18 protein-coding genes and 1 tRNA gene are annotated in these 17,819 nt (G+C 46.2%); 17 read left to right on the top strand and 2 right to left on the bottom strand.

The features are described from left to right. Positions 1-27: 27 nt before the first annotated feature. Positions 28-585, bottom strand: a complete 558-nt coding sequence (locus AB840_RS03330; protein ID WP_048513416.1) for a helix-turn-helix domain-containing protein — start codon at positions 583-585, stop codon at positions 28-30. A gap of 88 nt (positions 586-673) precedes the next feature. On the opposite strand from AB840_RS03330, the gene AB840_RS03325 reads away from it, so the two are divergent. Then, on the top strand, positions 674-1,258 hold the full coding sequence (locus AB840_RS03325) for a LysE family transporter (RefSeq protein ID WP_200809888.1): 585 nt from the start codon (positions 674-676) through the stop codon (positions 1,256-1,258). 47 nt (positions 1,259-1,305) lie between these two features. Here AB840_RS03325 and AB840_RS03320 read toward each other — a convergent pair whose 3' ends face one another. Beyond that, the gene (locus tag AB840_RS03320; RefSeq protein WP_048513414.1) at positions 1,306-2,397 is read right to left on the bottom strand and encodes a mandelate racemase/muconate lactonizing enzyme family protein; all 1,092 of its coding nucleotides are present in this window, start codon (positions 2,395-2,397) and stop codon (positions 1,306-1,308) included. Between the two features lie 178 nt (positions 2,398-2,575). On the opposite strand from AB840_RS03320, the gene trmB reads away from it, so the two are divergent. From trmB to AB840_RS03240, 16 genes are all read left to right on the top strand, one after another. After that, the gene (gene trmB / locus AB840_RS03315; RefSeq protein ID WP_048513413.1) at positions 2,576-3,250 is read left to right on the top strand and encodes a tRNA (guanosine(46)-N7)-methyltransferase TrmB; all 675 of its coding nucleotides are present in this window, start codon (positions 2,576-2,578) and stop codon (positions 3,248-3,250) included. After that, a complete protein-coding gene (locus tag AB840_RS03310) occupies positions 3,234-4,472 on the top strand; it encodes an FtsW/RodA/SpoVE family cell cycle protein (RefSeq protein WP_048513412.1) in 1,239 nt (412 codons plus the stop codon). Before trmB ends, AB840_RS03310 begins: the two co-directional genes overlap by 17 nt. Positions 4,473-4,495: 23 nt before the next feature. Continuing rightward, positions 4,496-5,764, top strand: coding sequence for a uracil permease (gene uraA, locus AB840_RS03305; protein ID WP_048513411.1), 1,269 nt, complete (start codon positions 4,496-4,498; stop codon positions 5,762-5,764). Positions 5,765-5,892: 128 nt separating this feature from the next. Beyond that, positions 5,893-6,999 (top strand): [FeFe] hydrogenase H-cluster radical SAM maturase HydE, encoded by a 1,107-nt coding sequence (gene hydE, locus AB840_RS03300; protein ID WP_048513410.1) that lies wholly within the window; start codon positions 5,893-5,895, stop codon positions 6,997-6,999. Between the two features lie 136 nt (positions 7,000-7,135). Beyond that, positions 7,136-7,224 (top strand) — tRNA-Ser (locus AB840_RS03295). A gap of 490 nt (positions 7,225-7,714) precedes the next feature. After that, the gene (locus AB840_RS03290; protein ID WP_048513409.1) at positions 7,715-9,136 is read left to right on the top strand and encodes an amino acid permease; all 1,422 of its coding nucleotides are present in this window, start codon (positions 7,715-7,717) and stop codon (positions 9,134-9,136) included. A gap of 294 nt (positions 9,137-9,430) precedes the next feature. Further along, complete coding sequence (locus AB840_RS03285) at positions 9,431-10,411, top strand: C-terminal binding protein (RefSeq protein WP_048513481.1); 981 nt, start codon at positions 9,431-9,433, stop codon at positions 10,409-10,411. A gap of 79 nt (positions 10,412-10,490) precedes the next feature. After that, positions 10,491-11,303, top strand: a complete 813-nt coding sequence (locus tag AB840_RS03280) for a polysaccharide deacetylase family protein (protein ID WP_048513480.1) — start codon at positions 10,491-10,493, stop codon at positions 11,301-11,303. A gap of 34 nt (positions 11,304-11,337) precedes the next feature. After that, positions 11,338-12,282 (top strand): phosphodiester glycosidase family protein, encoded by a 945-nt coding sequence (locus tag AB840_RS03275; protein ID WP_048513408.1) that lies wholly within the window; start codon positions 11,338-11,340, stop codon positions 12,280-12,282. Positions 12,283-12,291: 9 nt separating this feature from the next. Then, the gene (locus AB840_RS03270) at positions 12,292-13,191 is read left to right on the top strand and encodes a hypothetical protein (RefSeq protein ID WP_048513407.1); all 900 of its coding nucleotides are present in this window, start codon (positions 12,292-12,294) and stop codon (positions 13,189-13,191) included. A 56-nt stretch (positions 13,192-13,247) separates the two neighbouring features. Next, on the top strand, positions 13,248-13,577 hold the full coding sequence (locus tag AB840_RS03265) for a hypothetical protein (RefSeq protein ID WP_048513406.1): 330 nt from the start codon (positions 13,248-13,250) through the stop codon (positions 13,575-13,577). A gap of 88 nt (positions 13,578-13,665) precedes the next feature. Further along, positions 13,666-14,175, top strand: a complete 510-nt coding sequence (locus AB840_RS03260) for a hypothetical protein (RefSeq protein WP_048513479.1) — start codon at positions 13,666-13,668, stop codon at positions 14,173-14,175. A 175-nt stretch (positions 14,176-14,350) separates the two neighbouring features. Then, complete coding sequence (locus tag AB840_RS03255) at positions 14,351-15,148, top strand: amino acid ABC transporter substrate-binding protein (protein ID WP_048513405.1); 798 nt, start codon at positions 14,351-14,353, stop codon at positions 15,146-15,148. A gap of 12 nt (positions 15,149-15,160) precedes the next feature. Continuing rightward, entirely contained in the window at positions 15,161-15,964 is an 804-nt protein-coding gene (locus AB840_RS03250) for an amino acid ABC transporter substrate-binding protein (RefSeq protein ID WP_048513404.1), read from the top strand. Positions 15,965-16,043: 79 nt separating this feature from the next. Continuing rightward, on the top strand, positions 16,044-16,694 hold the full coding sequence (locus tag AB840_RS03245; RefSeq protein WP_048513403.1) for an amino acid ABC transporter permease: 651 nt from the start codon (positions 16,044-16,046) through the stop codon (positions 16,692-16,694). A gap of 15 nt (positions 16,695-16,709) precedes the next feature. Next, positions 16,710-17,477: an amino acid ABC transporter ATP-binding protein gene (locus AB840_RS03240; protein ID WP_048513402.1), complete on the top strand. Its 768-nt coding sequence runs from the start codon at positions 16,710-16,712 to the stop codon at positions 17,475-17,477. Positions 17,478-17,819: the final 342 nt, after the last annotated feature.

Genomic DNA, 17,819 nt, shown 5'->3' with positions numbered 1-17,819 from the left:
AATGCTGTTCCTGCAGGTGGGTTGAGCTTATTGATTTTTAGTGTAATAAATCAACATGCTCAGGTATGCCGTCGCCGAATCAATGTTTTGGTACGAGTGCGGAGCGTCGGCAAAAAAACGCAGAGAATCGCCCTCGCCAAGTTGAAACGTCTTTTCTGCCGTAATGATTTCGACTCGACCTGAGAAAACCGTTATGTATTCTTCCGTGCCGGCCATGTGGGGGCGGGCAGACAAGAAACCATGCGGCTCGATTTGAATGCGGTAGGTCTCGAAAAGCTTGTCTTCCTGAAATGGAAATGCTGGATAGTTGATGTATTTGCCATCGTCTTCTACTAAGGGAGCAACGTCTTCTGCCCGAATGATGAGCGGCTCTTGATTGTGATTTTCTACAAGAGATGTAAAGGATACCTTGTAGCCGTTGGCAATTTTCCAGAGTACGGAAATTGTCGGATTGACCTCGCCTTTTTCAATTTGCGCAAGCATGCTGCGGGATACTTCTGTCTGCTTAGCGGCTGCGTCTAAGGTAAGTTTTTTATTTTCCCGGATAGTTTTAACATTCTTGGCAATACGGTTTTGTAATTGCATAACTCCTCCCATTGACAATAAAATAGACTAATAATACAATATATTGTATTATTAGTCTATTTTATCATTGCTAGATAGGGAGGTCAATATGATGTTTAATTGGTGGCTTTTTTTATCCTACGCTATTGTCACAGCCGTCACGCCGGGGCCGAATAATCTGATGTCTTTGTCTAATGCAGCCCGCTTTGGGTTTCGCAATTCTTTTCCCTTTAATTTGGGGATTTGGGCAGGCTTTTCACTCGTTATGATTGTATGCACGTTTTTCTGCAATACCCTCTCGTCACTGCTTCCGGCAGTGGAACTGCCAATGTTGATTGCCGGTGCGGCGTATTTATTGTGGCTGTCATGGAAAACTTTTCAATGTTCTTCTCTCACAGAAGCGGATAGTTCGGGTCATGGTTTTGGGTCAGGTCTGGTACTGCAGTTTATCAATCCCAAAATCTATATTTATGGTATCGTTTCGATGGAAGCATATATCTTACCCTATTATCAAGGTCAATGGGAGTCGCTTTTTTTCTTTGCCATGCTGTTGGCCTTTATTGGTTTCGTATTTACATTAGGCTGGGCTCTGTTCGGTTCCATGTTTACCTTTTTGTTCAGCCGGCACGCCAGGATGACCAATACGATCATGTCTATGCTGTTGGGGTACTGTGCCATTTCCTTATTTCTGTAAAAAAAGACCGTATAGGCCATGGCGTGCTGTCTCCAGAGAAAATTATTTTAAAGGATTTCCTGCCATCCTTTTACGTCGGTGATGCCAAGCCCCGGCGCATTGGGGAGGATGAGAGTATCTTTTTCATAACAAATACCGCCGGAAATGGGATCGCCGGTCATGAGGTCGGCAGCGTCCAGGTCGTTTTTCGTGATGACAGATACTCCCGCTGACAGGCTGGCGGCAGCGGTGATGCCAATTTTACTTTCCAGCATGCAGCCCATCATGCATTCGATGCCGGACGCGGCAGCCAGTGCGGCGATTTGTGCAGCTGGGCCGAGGCCGCCGGCTTTCATGAGCTTGATGTTGATGAGATCGCAGGCCCGCATGGATACCAGTCGGAAGACATCGTGCGGGCTAAATGCCGATTCGTCGGCCATGATCGCTGTCGTAACATGATCGGTTACCCATTTTAAGCCATCCAGGTCATAAGCCGATACAGGTTGTTCGATGAGTTCAATATCAAGGCCTGCGTCTTCTAATGTCCGAATCGTGCGCACGGCCTCTTTGGCAGACCAACCCTGGTTGGCATCGAGACGCAGGGCAACACGAGGACCCACGGCTTGACGGACGGCCCGGATGCGGGTCAGGTCCCGGGTGGCGTCTATGCCGACTTTAAGTTTGAGACAATGGTACCCTGCGTCGATGGCACAGCGGGCATCTGCGGCCATTTCATTTGGCTCGTTGATGCTGATAGTCAGATCAGAAGGAATGCACTGACTCTTACCTCCGAAAAAACGGTATAATGGCAAGCCGTAGTGCTTGCCGAACAAGTCGTGGACAGCTATATCCACTGCGGCTTTGGCTGATGTATTGTGTACCATTGACATTTGGATGCGTTGGAGGATCGTTTCGCGATGATCGATGTCCATGCCGATAATGGCCGGAAGGATAGTGTTTTGGATAGCTTCGGCTGCGGACTTATGGCTGTCGCCGGTAATGACTACTGTTGCCGGTGCACTGCCCAAGCCGGTGATTCCTTCGTCAGTATGAACTTTTATGACGATATCTTCTGCCGTGGTTACCTGACGCAGCGCTGTCTTGAAAGGACGCTTTAAAGGAATGATAAGCTTGCCGATTGAAATGCCGGTTATTTTCATCTGTATCACCTGTGCTTTCATTAAATAGTAATATATAGTATTGTAGGCGATTTTTTATGAATTTTCAAATCCGGAGTACATTGACACGTTCCCGCATATTTTCTATAATAATACAAGTGTCACAGGCTGATTTCGCAGGGAATCAGCTTATTTTTTAGAAGGCAGAAGGAGGTACACCATGCGGTTACGGAGAAAACCTTGGATTGACGAGGCGATTAGAGAATACGATTCTTTCGTCCATTTGACGGGCTGCGAGGCCTGTAAAGGAAAATGGCACAGTCTTTTTGCCAATCCCAACGCTCCCTTGTGGGTGGAATTGGGCACCGGTAAGGGGAATTTTATTTCCCAGATGGCGGAAATCCATGGCGGCGTCAATTTTATCGGCATAGAGATTCAGATCGGCGTCCTGTATTATGCGGGTAAGAAATGTGCCGAACGGAGTTTAAACAATGTTCATCTCCTGCGCTTTGACGTGGGACGGCTGGAGGATATTTTCGCGCCTGCTGAGGTGAACCGGTTTTTTATCAATTTCTGCGATCCCTGGCCTAAAAAACGCCATGCCAAACGGCGCCTGACGTACCGGAATTTTCTGGACCGATACGCCGTGCTTCTGGCTGAAGGCGGCCGCATTGATTTCAAATCCGATAACGCCGGCTTGTTTGACTTTACCCTGGAAGAACTGGAGGAGCGTCAGTGGGATATTTCCGATGTGACCTATGACCTCCACCACAGTGATGTTGCCAATGAAGCTATGACAGAGTATGAGGCTAAATTCAGTGCCAAGGGACAGCCTATTTTTCACTGTGCGGCAGCCCGTCCTGCAGGGGGAATGGCTCATGAACGACAAGACTAAAGAAATGCGCAAGACCTACTGGGCGCTGTTGACAGCGTTTGCCTTTCTCATTGCCATTGGAACGGCCAATGTATTCAGCTCTACCTTCGTGGCTGATGGAGCGACGGGCAATGCGTACAGCCATTTAATACGGCAGGCAGGCTTGTTTCTCGTCGGCCTGATTCCCGGTATGCTAATCTATAAATGCGAGTACACCTTTTGGAAAAAGCATGTTATGAAGCTGGTGATTTTTACAGTCATTTTGCTTATTGCCGTTTTGGCTGCCGGAGTCGTCGTCAATGGGGCCAGACGATGGGTCGGTGTGGCCGGCTTTACCTTTCAGCCCTCGGAACTGGCTAAATTAACCGGGATACTATATACGGCGGCGTATTTAGCGCCGTGTCTGGAACGCCATAAAAAAATTGAATTTTTTCATCGGCTGAGCCGGGATAAAAATGCATCTTGGCTGAAGCAACTGCCCTTTTTGCCGCATGTGACGCTGTGGGCACCGGGACTGATGGCCTTACTGGTAGGAATTCAGCCGGATGCCGGCACGGCGATTGTCATTTTTATTATTCCTGTTGTTATGCTTATTGTCAGCGGTGCCCATGTTTCTAAAGTAAAAATACCTATTTTGCTGATGGCAGTTGTCGCAGTTCTCAGTGTTATGTCCGCACCCTACCGGCGGGATCGCATTATTGCCTGGCTGGATCCATGGTCGTATGAAAAGACACTGGGATATCAGACCATACAAAGTTTGATCGCAATCGGTTCCGGCGGTATTATGGGACAGGGAGTAGGCGAAGGGATCAGTAAATTCAGTTACCTGCCTGAAGCACATACGGACTTTGCTTTTGCGATTTTAGCTCAGGAATGGGGCTTGCGGGGAACTGTGCTTATGCTGGTATTGTTTTGCGTTATTATTTATTTTGGCGCAGTGACGGCCTGGAACTGCCGTAATAAATTCGGCATGTTTACTGCGTTAGGGATTACCCTGTATTTTGGCGGACAGGGATTTATCAATATCGGAATGGTCAGCGGCCTGCTTCCGGTTGTCGGGGTGCCACTTCCTTTTATCAGCTATGGCGGTACATCCTTGATTGTCAATATGATGGCCGCGGCGTTGCTTCTGAATATTTGCAGGTGCAATTATAAAGAAATGCTGCATCAATCTATCATGGGCCCGCCGCCGCAGGTGCGATCCATGAAGGAAGAAACACGAAGCCGGTTCCCCTTATCGTAAATTTGATCTATCGGAGGTTTGCAATGGAACAGAGAAGAATTATCCATGTAGAAGAACGACTGCCTTTATTACCCACTATACCCTTGAGCCTGCAGCATCTATTTGCCATGTTTGGTTCGACGGTTCTCGTTCCGTTTTTGCTTCATGTCGATCCGGCGACGGCTTTATTTATGAATGGTGTCGGAACGCTGCTGTATCTGACTATTTGTAAATGGCGACTGCCAGCTTATTTGGGCTCGAGCTTTGCTTTTATTTCTCCGGTTCTGGCCGTATGTGCCACCCCGGGTATGTCGTACGGCGATGCCCAGGGAGGATTTATTGTTTTTGGGATTTCTTTCATGATTTTGGCAGTTATTGTCGATAAATTGGGCACCCAATGGATTGATGTTTTGTTTCCGCCGGCGGCTATGGGATCTATCGTCGCGATTATTGGTTTGGAATTAGCTCCGCTGGCGATGAGTATGTCCGGCTATATCGGTGATGCGCAGGGAATGCCAAATGAAACGGCTGTCATTATATCTACTTTTACGTTGGTTGTGACCATTTTGGCGACCATTCTGGGGCGCGGTTTTATTGGAATTATCCCGATTTTGATCGGTGTCGTATCAGGATATATTCTATCCTATATCATGGGAGTCGTAGATTTGACGCATGTACAGGAAACTCCGTGGCTTGCAGTTCCCACCTTTTACAAACCAGAGTTTAATATCAGTGCGATTATGATGATCATGCCGGCTCTGTTTGTTGTTTTTGCAGAACATCTGGGCCATTTGTTTGTTACCAGTGATATTGTGGGACGTAATTTGATTAAGGATCCGGGTTTGCATCGCTCGCTGTTTGCTGACGGGTTGTCCAACGTTATTTCTGGCTTTGTCGGTTCTACCCCTAATACGACGTACGGTGAAAATATGGGCGTTATGGCTATTACTGGCGTATACAGCACCTGGGTTATTGGCGGTGCCGCTGTTTTTGCCATTATATTTTCCTTTGTCGGTAAAATTGCTGCGTTAATTCATGGGATTCCAACGCCTGTCATGGGAGGTGTCTGCATTCTCTTATTTGGCTTTATTGCGGCTTCAGGGTTTCGCATGCTGGTCGAAAAGAAAGTGGACTATACACGTTCTAAAAACCTTATCCTCACGGCTGTGACAATGATTTCCGGCCTGAGCGGAGCTACCATTGTGCTGGGACCGGTACAGCTCAAGGGAATGGGGCTGGCTACCGTGGTTGCCATGGTATTGAGCCTGGTTTTTCTGGTGTTTCAAAAAATTCATTGGGCAAATGAAAACTAAACAATATATAATGATCCGGGTCGTATCCGAAATGTGTTTTTCAGAGGATACGGCCTCTTTTCTTGCAAAAAAAGCCAAATCATATTATGATCAATATATATTGAGTATAAAAGAAAGGACAGACCGCGATGGTGTTGGCAGATATATTACATAAAAAAGAACTGGATAGAAATGACTTGATCGCGCTGCTTTGTATTACCGATCCCGACGAGCTGCAGGCACTTTACGATGCGGCCTATGCTGTAAAAGCAGCAAATGTGGGCCGTGTCGTGTATTACCGCGGTCTCATCGAGTTTTCCAACCGGTGCATCAAAAACTGCCGGTATTGCGGTATTCGCAGAGATAATGAAGAAGTGGAACGCTTCGACACCGCCCGGGACGATATTCTGGCAATGGCAAGGTGGTCCTATGATAACCATTACGGGTCGCTGACGCTGCAGTCGGGAGAACGGCAGGATAGGGAATTTATTGAGTATATAGAAGCGTTGGTGCGGGATATCAAACAGCTGAGCGGCGGGAAGCTGGGGATCACGCTCTGCGTAGGCGAACAGACAGAGGACACATACCGACGCTGGTTTGCCGCCGGAGCACATCGTTATTTACTGCGCATTGAAACGAGTAATCCCAGCCTGTATGCCACGCTGCACCCGCAGGATGGGCATCACCGCTGGGCTGTTCGCAAGCAATGCCTGGATGCATTGCGGGCGGTTGGCTATCAGGTAGGAACCGGAGATATGATAGGGCTGCCGGGGCAAACTGCCGCTGATCTAGCCGATGATATTTTGTTTTACCGGGATATGGATATCGACATGATTGGAATGGGTCCTTATGTTGTGCATCATCATACACCGGTTGGTGTAGATGTCATGCTCCGGGGGCTGGATTCGGATCAAGAGAAGCTGCGCCGTCTGCAGCTGGGGCTGAAAATGATTGCGGTGACCCGGATTTTTCTGCCGGATGTCAATATCGCGTCGACAACGGCCCTCCAGGCGCTCCATCCTTTGGGACGAGAACTGGGACTAAAGGCAGGTGCTAACGTTCTCATGCCTATTGTTACAGTACCCAAATTTCGCTCTCAGTATTTGTTATATGATAATAAGCCCTGTGTGGATGAACGGCCGGAACAATGCAAAGACTGTCTTAGTGCCCGCGTAGCCTCCGTTGGTGATACGGTGGGATTGGGGCAGTGGGGAGATTCACCGCATTTTTCTCATAAGCGGGAGCGGCAGGGGTAGACGTTTTCAGCAGAAAAACCGTGCTGGGTACACTTCGTTCTAAGCGATATATGATTGTACGCTGGGCAGTATTTTAAAAATGCAGATTCCTTTTCTTGACGAAAACAAGGTCCGTCTGCTATAATAGCAATGTTGTGGAAAGGTGTCCGAGTGGTTTAAGGAGCTAGTCTTGAAAACTAGTGATACCGCAAGGTACCGTGGGTTCGAATCCCACCCTTTCCGCCAAAAAAAATAATCGAAAAAGAAGGAAGGTTCTATACTTTTTTCCGGAGATCTGATTCATAATGGATCAGATCTTTGGAAAGGAAGATGAGGGCATCCTTCTTTTTTTATTGTCACCACAAGGTTTTTTTAAAGTTTAAGAGACTTCCTTTTTTTAGGAAAAAGGATAAAACACAATAAAATATAACGAAATAAAATATTGAAAAAAGAAGTATATACTTTGTTTATAAAAGGTGATATAATGACGTGAATGAGAATTTGATTATCAGAAACGACATTAAAATACGGAGAATGTAAACGCACGGCACACCAAAGGAGGATCTAGCTCTCTATTAATAAAACAAAATGTTGTTACGATGCAAATTGGGGGACTCTGAAAAGAAATGGGGCAGATAAGCTGTCTGACTATTTCTGTACGGACTCTGGGGAGGTGTCTGTACATAGTTACTGATTAATAAAGTCAGTGTGCGTCAGTATGTAAAGGAGTTGTATTATGAGCATATTTCGGAGAAAACCCATTAGTGATTATTTAAAAAACATGGAAAAAAGCAAGCTGAAAAAGACGTTGACCGCGCTGGATATTACTGTCATGGGACTGGGAGTGACGATAGGTACGGGGATTTTTGTATTGACGGGCGTGGTTGCCGCACGATATGCCGGCCCCGGAGTCATGCTCTCCTTTGTCCTGGCTGGGATTACGTGTGTATTTGTCGCATTAGCCTATTCTGAACTGGCATCGGAGCTGCCGGTTGCCGGCAGCGGATATACCTATACCTATGGGTCGCTGGGAGAAATTTTTGCATGGATTGTCGGCTGGGGTCTGGTCATGGAATATACGATAGGGAGTGCGGCTGTTTCTGTCGGATGGGGAGCGTATTTTGCCGGGCTTCTGAAATCGGGAGGGATTCTGATTCCAGAAATATTTCTGCACTCGCCGGTGGAAGGCGGTATTGTCAATCTGCCATCCATGGTCATTGTATGGGTTATTACGGGCTGTCTGCTTTTAGGCATGCGGGAGAGTGCGCGTGTCAACCGGGTGCTTGTGCTGATTAAGATTGTGGTTATTTTTACGTTTTTGTTTCTGGCAGGACCTAAAATCGACACGATGAATTATACCCCTTTTCTGCCGTTTGGATGGAATGGTGTCTCCGCTGGGGCAGCTATTATTTTCTTTGCTTATATAGGTTTTGACTGTGTGGCAACAGCAGCGGAAGAAACAAAAAATCCGGCACGGGATATGCCGATCGGCATTGTTTTATCGCTGCTCTTATGTACTGTATTATATGTGGCGGTCTGTGCGGTGCTTACCGGAGTTGTGCCTTATTATACGCTTAATAACGCGGAACCGGTTACCTTTGTACTGCGGGCCATCGGGTATAATTTTGGATCCGCTCTTGTGGGAACGGGCGCGTTATGCGGTCTGACTACGGTTGTCATGGTGCTTATGTATTCTCAAACACGGGCATTTTATGCCATGAGCCGCGATGGGTTGCTGCCAGCAGTATTTTCGGACATTGATGAAAAATCCGGTGTACCTGTGAAGGTCACCTATATCGTAGGGTTTGTGGTATCCTTGCTGGCCGGCTTTACGCCTATTGATATTATTGCTGAAATGACCAGCGCCGGGACGTTGTTTGCATTTTTCTGCGCCGTCAGCGGTGTGTTGGTTCTTCGGAAAACTTACCCGGATCTGCACCGTCCTTTCCGGTGTCCGGCGCTTCCGGTGCTGGCACCGCTGGGTATTCTGTTTTGTGCATATTTGTTCTATAATCTTTCGATTTATACGCATATGCTCTTTTTCTCATGGCTCTTTATCGGCCTGTTTATTTATGGTTTTTACGGATATAAACACAGCCACTTACATAATCGTGAAAGCGTCACGGAGACCGTGGGTTTTGACAATGAAATGCATTAATCACTAAGGCTGTTTTTATCAAAGTCTCCTTTTGAACGGCATATAATACTGTCGGCCGAAAGGAGACTTTTTCCTTTTGAGCAGCAGTGCGGTACGTTGTGGACGGCACCCAAATCCGATTTATTTTGGCGGCAGGCATGCCGGATTTATTTTCATATACAGGATAAAAAAATAATGAGGAACATGACAACCTGCGGGCATTCTCTTGCTAATTGCGGAAATATGTGTTATATAATTAATTGTATGCCTATGTCTGAGAGAAGAAAATTTTTAGCAAAGAAAAGGGGCTGTGATATGTACCACATAAGTGTTTTAACAGGTCGGCAGGACGAGGATGATTTTGGAGAGCGGCTGCGTGATATGGCACGCGTTGAATATTGTTCGTCAATGAACGAAGACATTATGGCCGACCGCATGAAAGATACAGACGTTATTATCTGTAAATCTGAGAAATTAACAAGTTCGCTTATCGACCGGCTGGATGATTTGAAGCTTATTGTTATTTTATCGACGCGTTCGGAAAACGTGGACTTGGAAGCTGCCAGTAAAAAAGGTATTCTGGTTGTCAACAACACATCCTATTGTGTCGATGATATTGCTGATCATACGTGTGCCATGATTCTGGCACTTATCCGTCAGCTGCCGGAATATCAGAGCGATATCCGCAGTAACAGCCGCTGGGAATACGGAACTATTTCCTGGCCGATTCACCGCGTGAGTGATAACCTCATCGGTCTTGTCGGCTTTGGACATGTAGGACGTGCCGTAGCGTTCCGACTGCAGGCTTTCGGATGTAAAATCCAGGCGTACGATCCGTTTGTGAGCGAAAAAGTCATGATGGAACATCGTGTCAGACCCGTTGATTTCGATAAACTTCTCCAAACAAGTGACGTCGTATCTCTGCACATGCCGCTTGATGAAACAACAAAGTACATATTTCAGGATGAACAGTTCGAACAAATGAAAAAAGGAGCAATCTTTGTCAATTGCTGCCGCGGCGGCCTGGTAGACGAAGCTTCCCTGTATCATGCAGTTGATGATGGACATATCCGCAGTGCCGCGCTGGACGTATTGTCCATGGAGCATCCTAGTCCGATGCTTCTTAAAATGATTGCCCGGCCGGAATTTCTGCTGACGCCGAATGTCAGCTTTCATTCTGTAGAAGCTGACCAACAGGTACATAATGATGCGGAACACTATATAAGGCTATTTTTGTCTGGCCAATATCAGGACCTGCCAGTTGTTCCTGTTCGGGAAGGGACGGGGAAATTTTGACCGGTATTTGCATATATGGTCAAAATCCTGTAAAATAGATAAAATGATAAGAAAATCCAATAAAGGGGGCTTTTTTATTTTGCGTATCTGGAAACTGGCCTGTATGGTCCTGTTTTGCTGCGTCTTTTTAGCAGGCTGCGGGACGAGCGAAAAAGAAACGGCTGCGGAGAAAGCACCTGCTGCTGAACCGCAGGCGCAAGTGGAAATGGCTGTGCCGAAAAAAGGAATACCGGTGCTTATGTATCATATGGTCGGTGATGTCCCGGATAACGATGCTGTTTTGCTTGAATCTCATTTTCGGGAACAGATGAAGTTCTTAAAAGACAAGGGGTTTCATCCGATTTCGTTGCAGCAATTATATGAGTATATGGCGCATGGGAAGCCTGTGCCGGTGCGGCCGGTAGTATTAACTTTTGATGACGGCTATCCGGATACGTATTCGATTGTCATGCCGGTCATGAAGGAATATGGATTTAAATGCACCGTGTTTATTCCTGCGTATGATGCGGATCAAGGGACTCGGCTTACCTGGGCTCAGATCAAAGAAATGCAGGCTTCCGGCATGGATATTGCCTCACATGGATATCATCACGAACGGCTTACCGAGATGACCGGCACGACTTTGCAGGATGAGCTGCAGAAGAGTCAGGACGAATTGAAGCAGCAGCTGGGAATTACAAATGAATTTTTCTGTTATCCGTACGGCGGCGACAATGCGGCAGCCGAAGCGGCTATGAAAAAATTTGGTATTAAAATGGCTTTTACCATGAATCCGGGCTGGGCTAAACAGGGTGATAATCCATATGCTGTCAAACGTATCTGGATTGGCAATGCTGTCGATATTGGAAACTTCGAACAACGCGTCACGACAGAACAGTACGCACAACGATAACGTGGTGTAAATACTCTTTTTCCCGAGGTAATGTATGAGGAAACATTTCAAAGATATTGGAAAATTTTTAATCGTATTGCTCTTGTTTTTTGGATTGACATCGCCGTTTATCGTATTGTTCGGCCCTTTTGATAATATCAAGCGTACCGTGGTGGGAGCAATTCTGAAAAGCAGGCATCCCCAGTTTATTACGTGGCTTTTCAGTCAGGAAGAAATGGATAAGATACTGGGGGGCATCAGTACGGCACCTAAGCAGGAATTATTCAAATTTACCGTTCGTACGGATTCGTCCTTGAATTTGAAGCATATTGAATCAAGCCGTTTCAAAGGCTTTTTGCTGGAAATTCCGGATCCCAAGCGTGTACAAGTAGCGACGGCGGCGAATATGGACGAAAAAGGAGATACGACAAGCGGTATTGCACAGCGGAATAAGGCTGTCGCGGCAATTAATGCCGGAGGTTTTTATGATGCCAATGGAACGGGGACAGGACGAAGTCCATATGGATTTATCATTCACGATGGCAAGTTCCTTTTAGGGAAGGACTCATCTGATGAAGAGGTCAATGAATTTATCGGTTTCAATAAAGAAGGAAATTTGATTGCCGGTAATTACAGCAAGGGCGAGCTCATATCCATGGGGATACAGGAAGGCATTACTTTTGGTCCGGCGCTTATCGTTAATGGAGAAAAAATGATTACCAACGGTGACGGCGGTTGGGGCGTAGGCCCTCGTACGGCCATTGGGCAGCGCAAGGATGGAACGGTTTTGTTTTTGGTTATTGACGGGCGGCAGCCCGGATATTCTGTAGGGGCGACACTGCGTGATCTTCAAAATATCATGTATGAAGAAGGAGCTAATATTGCCGCTAATTTGGATGGAGGCTCCAGTTCAACGCTGTATCTCAATGGAGAAGTCGTCAATAAACCGGCAGATCTGCTGGGGGAACGAATGATTCCGACGGCATTCATCGTCAAATAGGAGGAATGTATGAAGGCTCGAAAAGTTCTCTTGACATTTATTATCGGTATAGGCATTCAGGCGGCTGTATATATCTATTTAGATAATGTTCTCTTTGCGCCGGCGTCAGATTTTCAAATCGGCGGTACCAATCAGCAGGAAGCCATGGGCTTTGGCGTTGAACCTAATGGACAGACGTATTATTCATTTGATAAACGGTTTATGGCAATGATCGTAGATGACAATGTGTCTATTTATGAAGCTGGAAAAAAAGGCGAGCCCCAGCGAATTCATCTGCAGGGCCAAAAAGTATCTTTTTTTGAATGGCTGCCGGATAGAGATCTGGCTATTTTGGCGACGTATGGTAAAAATGAAAAAACAGGTAAATACCAGGTGCATATTGCCCAATACAATCCCCTCAATCCAGATCACGAATTGGATACGCCGATTGAAGATGCTCCGCGTGATAGTAAAATTGTCGACGTTGCGTATTCGACAGCAACTAATGTTGTTTATATGAAGCTAGAGGTTGATGATAATAAATACCGTATTTACCGCACGGATGCCAATTATGATACGCGGCGTATTCACGTGCAGGCTGAAAATATCGGGCGGATTGCCGTATTTTACGATCAAGACGTATTTTTCTATGACAACCTGCGTACAGGCGTAGTCTATATGGTGGATGGGGCGTCCGGCACCTGGCGGGAAATTTCGCCGGGCGGCAAATTCCGGCTGGTAGGGATTGACGGACAGGAAATATTCATCGCCGAAGTCAACGGAGACGGTAAGGTCATCGCGGCATATCGCGGCCGCCTGAAAAAAGGGTTCCGGAAAATAGCCACCTATCAGACACCCGAGGATTTCTCGAAAATCACGTTAAACAGTATGCGTGAAGCATCAGATAAAATGGATGATACGAGTAAATAAAGCGCCGGTATAAATGCGGCGCAGCTGTTTTGGCGGGAATCAAAAAGGGGGATATCATGGCAAAAAATAAAATTCCAAAAAATAGATCGCTGGAGGATATGTTTAAGGGTGTAAAGGAAGAAGTTACATTTGAAACGGCAGATTGGTCGGATGAAGAAGTCCGCCCTCGGCCGGCTGCATCCAAGACAGCTAAAAAACAGACAGCTTCCGATTTTCGCAGGCAATTTTTTACAGACGACCTGCAAGAAAAGGTTGGCTCCGTATTACTTGATATCAAAATGGCGTATTATAAAGACGGCGTGGGAGACCTTTCCTTGGAAGTTGTCAAAGACGGCCGGAACGTCGTCATCAGGACCGCGCCCAAAACAAGTAAAAAGGATCGTTGATCGGTAAGCGGGCGGGGGACTCGGAGGAGTTCCCGCTTTTTCTTTTTGTATTATGTCAGGCAGAACAAAACAGCAGAAAGGATATGCTATGACGAACGAAGAACTGAAGATGCGATTTTCCTGCGGCGAAATAGAAGCGGAATATGAAAATTCAAAATGGGTTTCACTGTTTATGCAGCTTGTGTTTATGTTCGTTGGCATGTATTTTTTCTGGACGATGCTGAGCGAGAGCACCTTTGCCGGACGTCTTGATAATATTGCCGTGCTATTTTTTTGCCTGTGGCGGATTCATCGGCAGAGGGATATTATTTGCTACGCTGCAGCTAAGGGAATTATCGTAAGGCGGCAGTTTATGTCTCTTTCCGAATTTTATAATGATCAGTTTCATGAAGACCGGAATCTTGTTTTTTTGCCGTATAAGGAGATATTTCTCATTTCTGATACCTGGCAAGAAATAGAACTGGGGCATGCGGAAGACGGAGGTATCGCTATTCTTCCCGTTCATTTGCAGTTTTTATCAAAGAAAAATAAACAGCGTATTATTGACAGAATCAAATCGGAACAGGAAAAAAATGATGAGGATGAATACGCTGGCTGATATAAAAAGAAATGAAAAAAGAAGAATATAAAAGATAATGAGAGAAATAATGCGAATTTATACGCTTATATGACAGTTCTTTGATCTCAAAACACTTTATTATTTTAATTAAATAAAGTAAAATAATGTCTGTACTAGGTTATATACGGGATATGAATATAAGGGGAGATGCGTCATGGAATGGAAAAAATATGCGGCGGCCGGACTGGCAGCGGCGATGGTGGTCAGCTTTGCTGCGGGCTGCGGCGGAGAAAAGAAAACAGCTGACGGTGCAGGGGCTGAACAGGATAAGATTGTCATTGGGCTGGATGATAACTTCCCGCCTTTTGGATTCCATGATGAAAGTGGTGCGCTCGTCGGTTTTGATATTGATATGGCAAAGGAAGCGGCTAAACGGCTGGGAATAGAAGTAGAATTTAAACCAATCGACTGGGACAGCAAGGAAACGGAGCTGCAGAGCAAAAAAATCGACGCTATCTGGAATGGCTTATCGATTACCCCGGAACGTGAAAAAAATATTCTCTTTTCACGGCCCTATGAAAATGGACCGCAGATATTGCTGGTTCGCGCTGATTCTCCAATTCAGGGCAAAGCGGATCTGGCAGGAAAAATCGTAGGGACACAGCAGGGAAGTACTGGGCTGGAAGCGATCAATGCCGAACCAGAACTGCGGGATTCCATGAAGGAGCTCAAACAATATTCGGATAATGTGACCTCCTTCATGGATTTGGAGGTCGGGCGGATTGATGCCGTGGTCGTAGCAAAAACGACAGCAGCGTATTTTATGAAAAAGAATAATGCGAAATTCCGCATTATTGATGTAGGATATCCAGATATTCCCAGCGGGGTGGGGATGCGCAAAGAGGATACAGCACTGAAGGCAAAACTGGATAAAGTCTTGGAAGACATGCATAATGACGGTACCTCCAAGAACATTTCAGAAAAATGGTTTGGGATGGATATTTCCATGTAGGAGGAATACACTATGAAAATAAAAAAAGCAATGCTTGCCGGAGCGGCGGTAATGACGGCTGTGGCAGTACTGATGGCTGGCTGCGGCAGCCAGGAAAAAACAGCGGAGCAAAAGCTGCCGGAGAAAATCGTAATCGGGCTGGACGATAACTTTCCGCCAATGGGGTTTCGGGACGACAGCGGTGAACTTGTTGGTTTTGATATCGATTTGGCAAAGGAAGCCTCGCAGCGTCTGGGAATCCCTGTCGAATTCAAGCCGATTGATTGGGATAGTAAAGAAGCGGCACTGAAGAGCAAGCAGGTCGATATGCTTTGGAATGGCCTTACGATTACGGAAGACCGGGAAAAACAAATTGCCTTTTCTAAGCCATATATGAACAATGCCCAAATACTTGTCGTTCGTGCAGATTCACCGATTACGGATAGGGCGGGGCTGGCAGGAAAAATCATCGGCACGCAGGAAGGCAGCAGTTCCATTGATGCACTGGAAAAAAATGCTGATTTTAAAAAGTCTCTTCAGGACGTAAAAAAATACGGTGATTTCGTAGCTGCCTTTATGGATCTGGAATTGGGCCGCACAGACGGGATACTGGTAGACAGCGTTGTGGGACGGTATTACATGAGTAAAAAGCCGGGAAAATTTAAAGTCATCGATGACAAGATGGGCGACGAAAAATTTGGTGTCGGTATGCGGAAGGAAGATACGCTGCTTCAGCAGAAGCTGAATGAAGTCCTGAAACAAATGAGTCAGGATGGCACTATGAGCAAGCTATCTCAAAAATGGTTTGGTGAAGATATTACCGTTAAGGTAGACTGATCAATACGAAAAATGAGGGCGGAGGCCCTCATTTTTTGAAGTATTGGCGGTTGCTCTTAACGTATATACAGGAGCGATTATGGAGTATTTATTGAATATTGTGCCGGCAGTGGCTGCCGGTTTGCAGGTTACACTGAAAATTTTTATTGTTACTATCATATTGAGCCTGCCGCTGGGGATTTTGATGGCACTGGGACGGATATCGAAAATTATGCCGCTGCGCAAGTTTATGGGAGCATACATCTATGTTATGCGCGGAACGCCCCTGATGCTTCAAATTTTATTTATCTATTACGGACTGCCCTTTATTATTCAGGGTCTGCGGCTTCCTGATTTTCCTGCGGCTCTGATTGCATTTGTATTTAACTATGCGGCTTATTTTGCCGAAATTTTCCGCGGCGGGATCCAATCGATAGACCGCGGGCAATATGAAGGGGCTAAAGTACTGGGAATGACGTATATCCAGACGATGCGGCGGATTGTATTGCCTCAGGTCGTCAAGCGTGTGCTGCCGCCTGTTGCTAACGAAACGATCAATCTGCTCAAGGACACCTCATTGGTCTATATTCTGGCGATGAATGACATCCTCCGCATTACGCGGTCTATTGTACAGCGTGATTTTGACACGACGGCCTTTATCGTTGCAGCCGTATTCTATCTGTTCTTCACATTTATACTGACCAAAATATTCAGTTATCTTGAAAAACGGTATGCTGTGTATGATGAGTAAGGAGGACGCATAGTGATGAGCTTTGTTGAAATGGATCATATCAGAAAAAACTTTGGCAGTCTGGAAGTATTGAAGGATGTTTCCCTGCATATGGATGCAGGTGAAGTCGTCTCTATCATCGGGCCGTCCGGCAGCGGCAAGAGTACCTTTCTGCGCTGTTTATGCCAACTGGAAACAATCGATAAAGGGTCCATCACCGTAGATGGAGACGCTATGGTCAGTCAGCCGGCGGGCGACGGGCGATCCGTATATGCGTCGCCGTCTCACGTGCGCGCTATTTGCCGGCGTATGGGAATGTGTTTTCAGCATTTTAATTTGTTTCCGCACATGACGGTTCTGGATAATATCCTGGAAGCGCCGCGTATTGTCAAAGGAATGAAAACAAACGAAATCATGCCGACAGCCGAGGCTTTACTGAAAAAAGTAGGCCTGTGGGATAAACGGGATGAATATCCATCCCGTCTTTCCGGCGGTCAGCAGCAACGGGTAGCGATTGCCCGTGCTCTGGCCATGAACCCCGATATTATGCTTTTTGATGAACCGACGTCGGCACTGGACCCGGAACTGACAGGAGAGGTGCTGCGGACGATTAAACAGCTGGCCGATGAAGATATGACCATGATTATTGTAACGCATGAAATGGCTTTTGCCAGAGAAGTAGCAGATCGGATCCTTTTTATGGCCGATGGTATCGTTCAGGAGGAAGGTACACCGGACCAGATATTTGAACATCCGCAAAATGAGAGGACGCAGAATTTTCTGAAATCCATGCTGCGGTTTTAGGAAATATGACAGCTGTACTGTAACTTTCATAGATATTGAATAAGTAGAAGGGGTTGTGATAAAATGATTGCTCATTTTGTCACAGCCCCTTTTTTAAAAATAAATGTCTGAATGGATTATTTTATGTCCGAATGGAGTAGAAGGATTGGGCTGTATTTGATATAATGGCAAACAGAAAATGATTACTGGTATCGAAAATGGATACTATGTGGAAATGGAGAAACCTTATGAACTATACAGCAGCAAGAATGCCTCGCCGTGCCTGGTATGCCGGCCTGTCCTGGGCTGTCGCACTGTGGCTGACGACTCCTGTCCTGGCGGCAGAAAGTCCAGTGGGGGGGG

The sequence above is a fragment of the Megasphaera cerevisiae DSM 20462 genome (assembly GCF_001045675.1).
Lineage (GTDB): Bacteria > Bacillota > Negativicutes > Veillonellales > Megasphaeraceae > Megasphaera > Megasphaera cerevisiae.
Note: the sequence above shows the minus strand (reverse complement) of the source record. Positions and strands in the feature narration are given on the sequence as shown.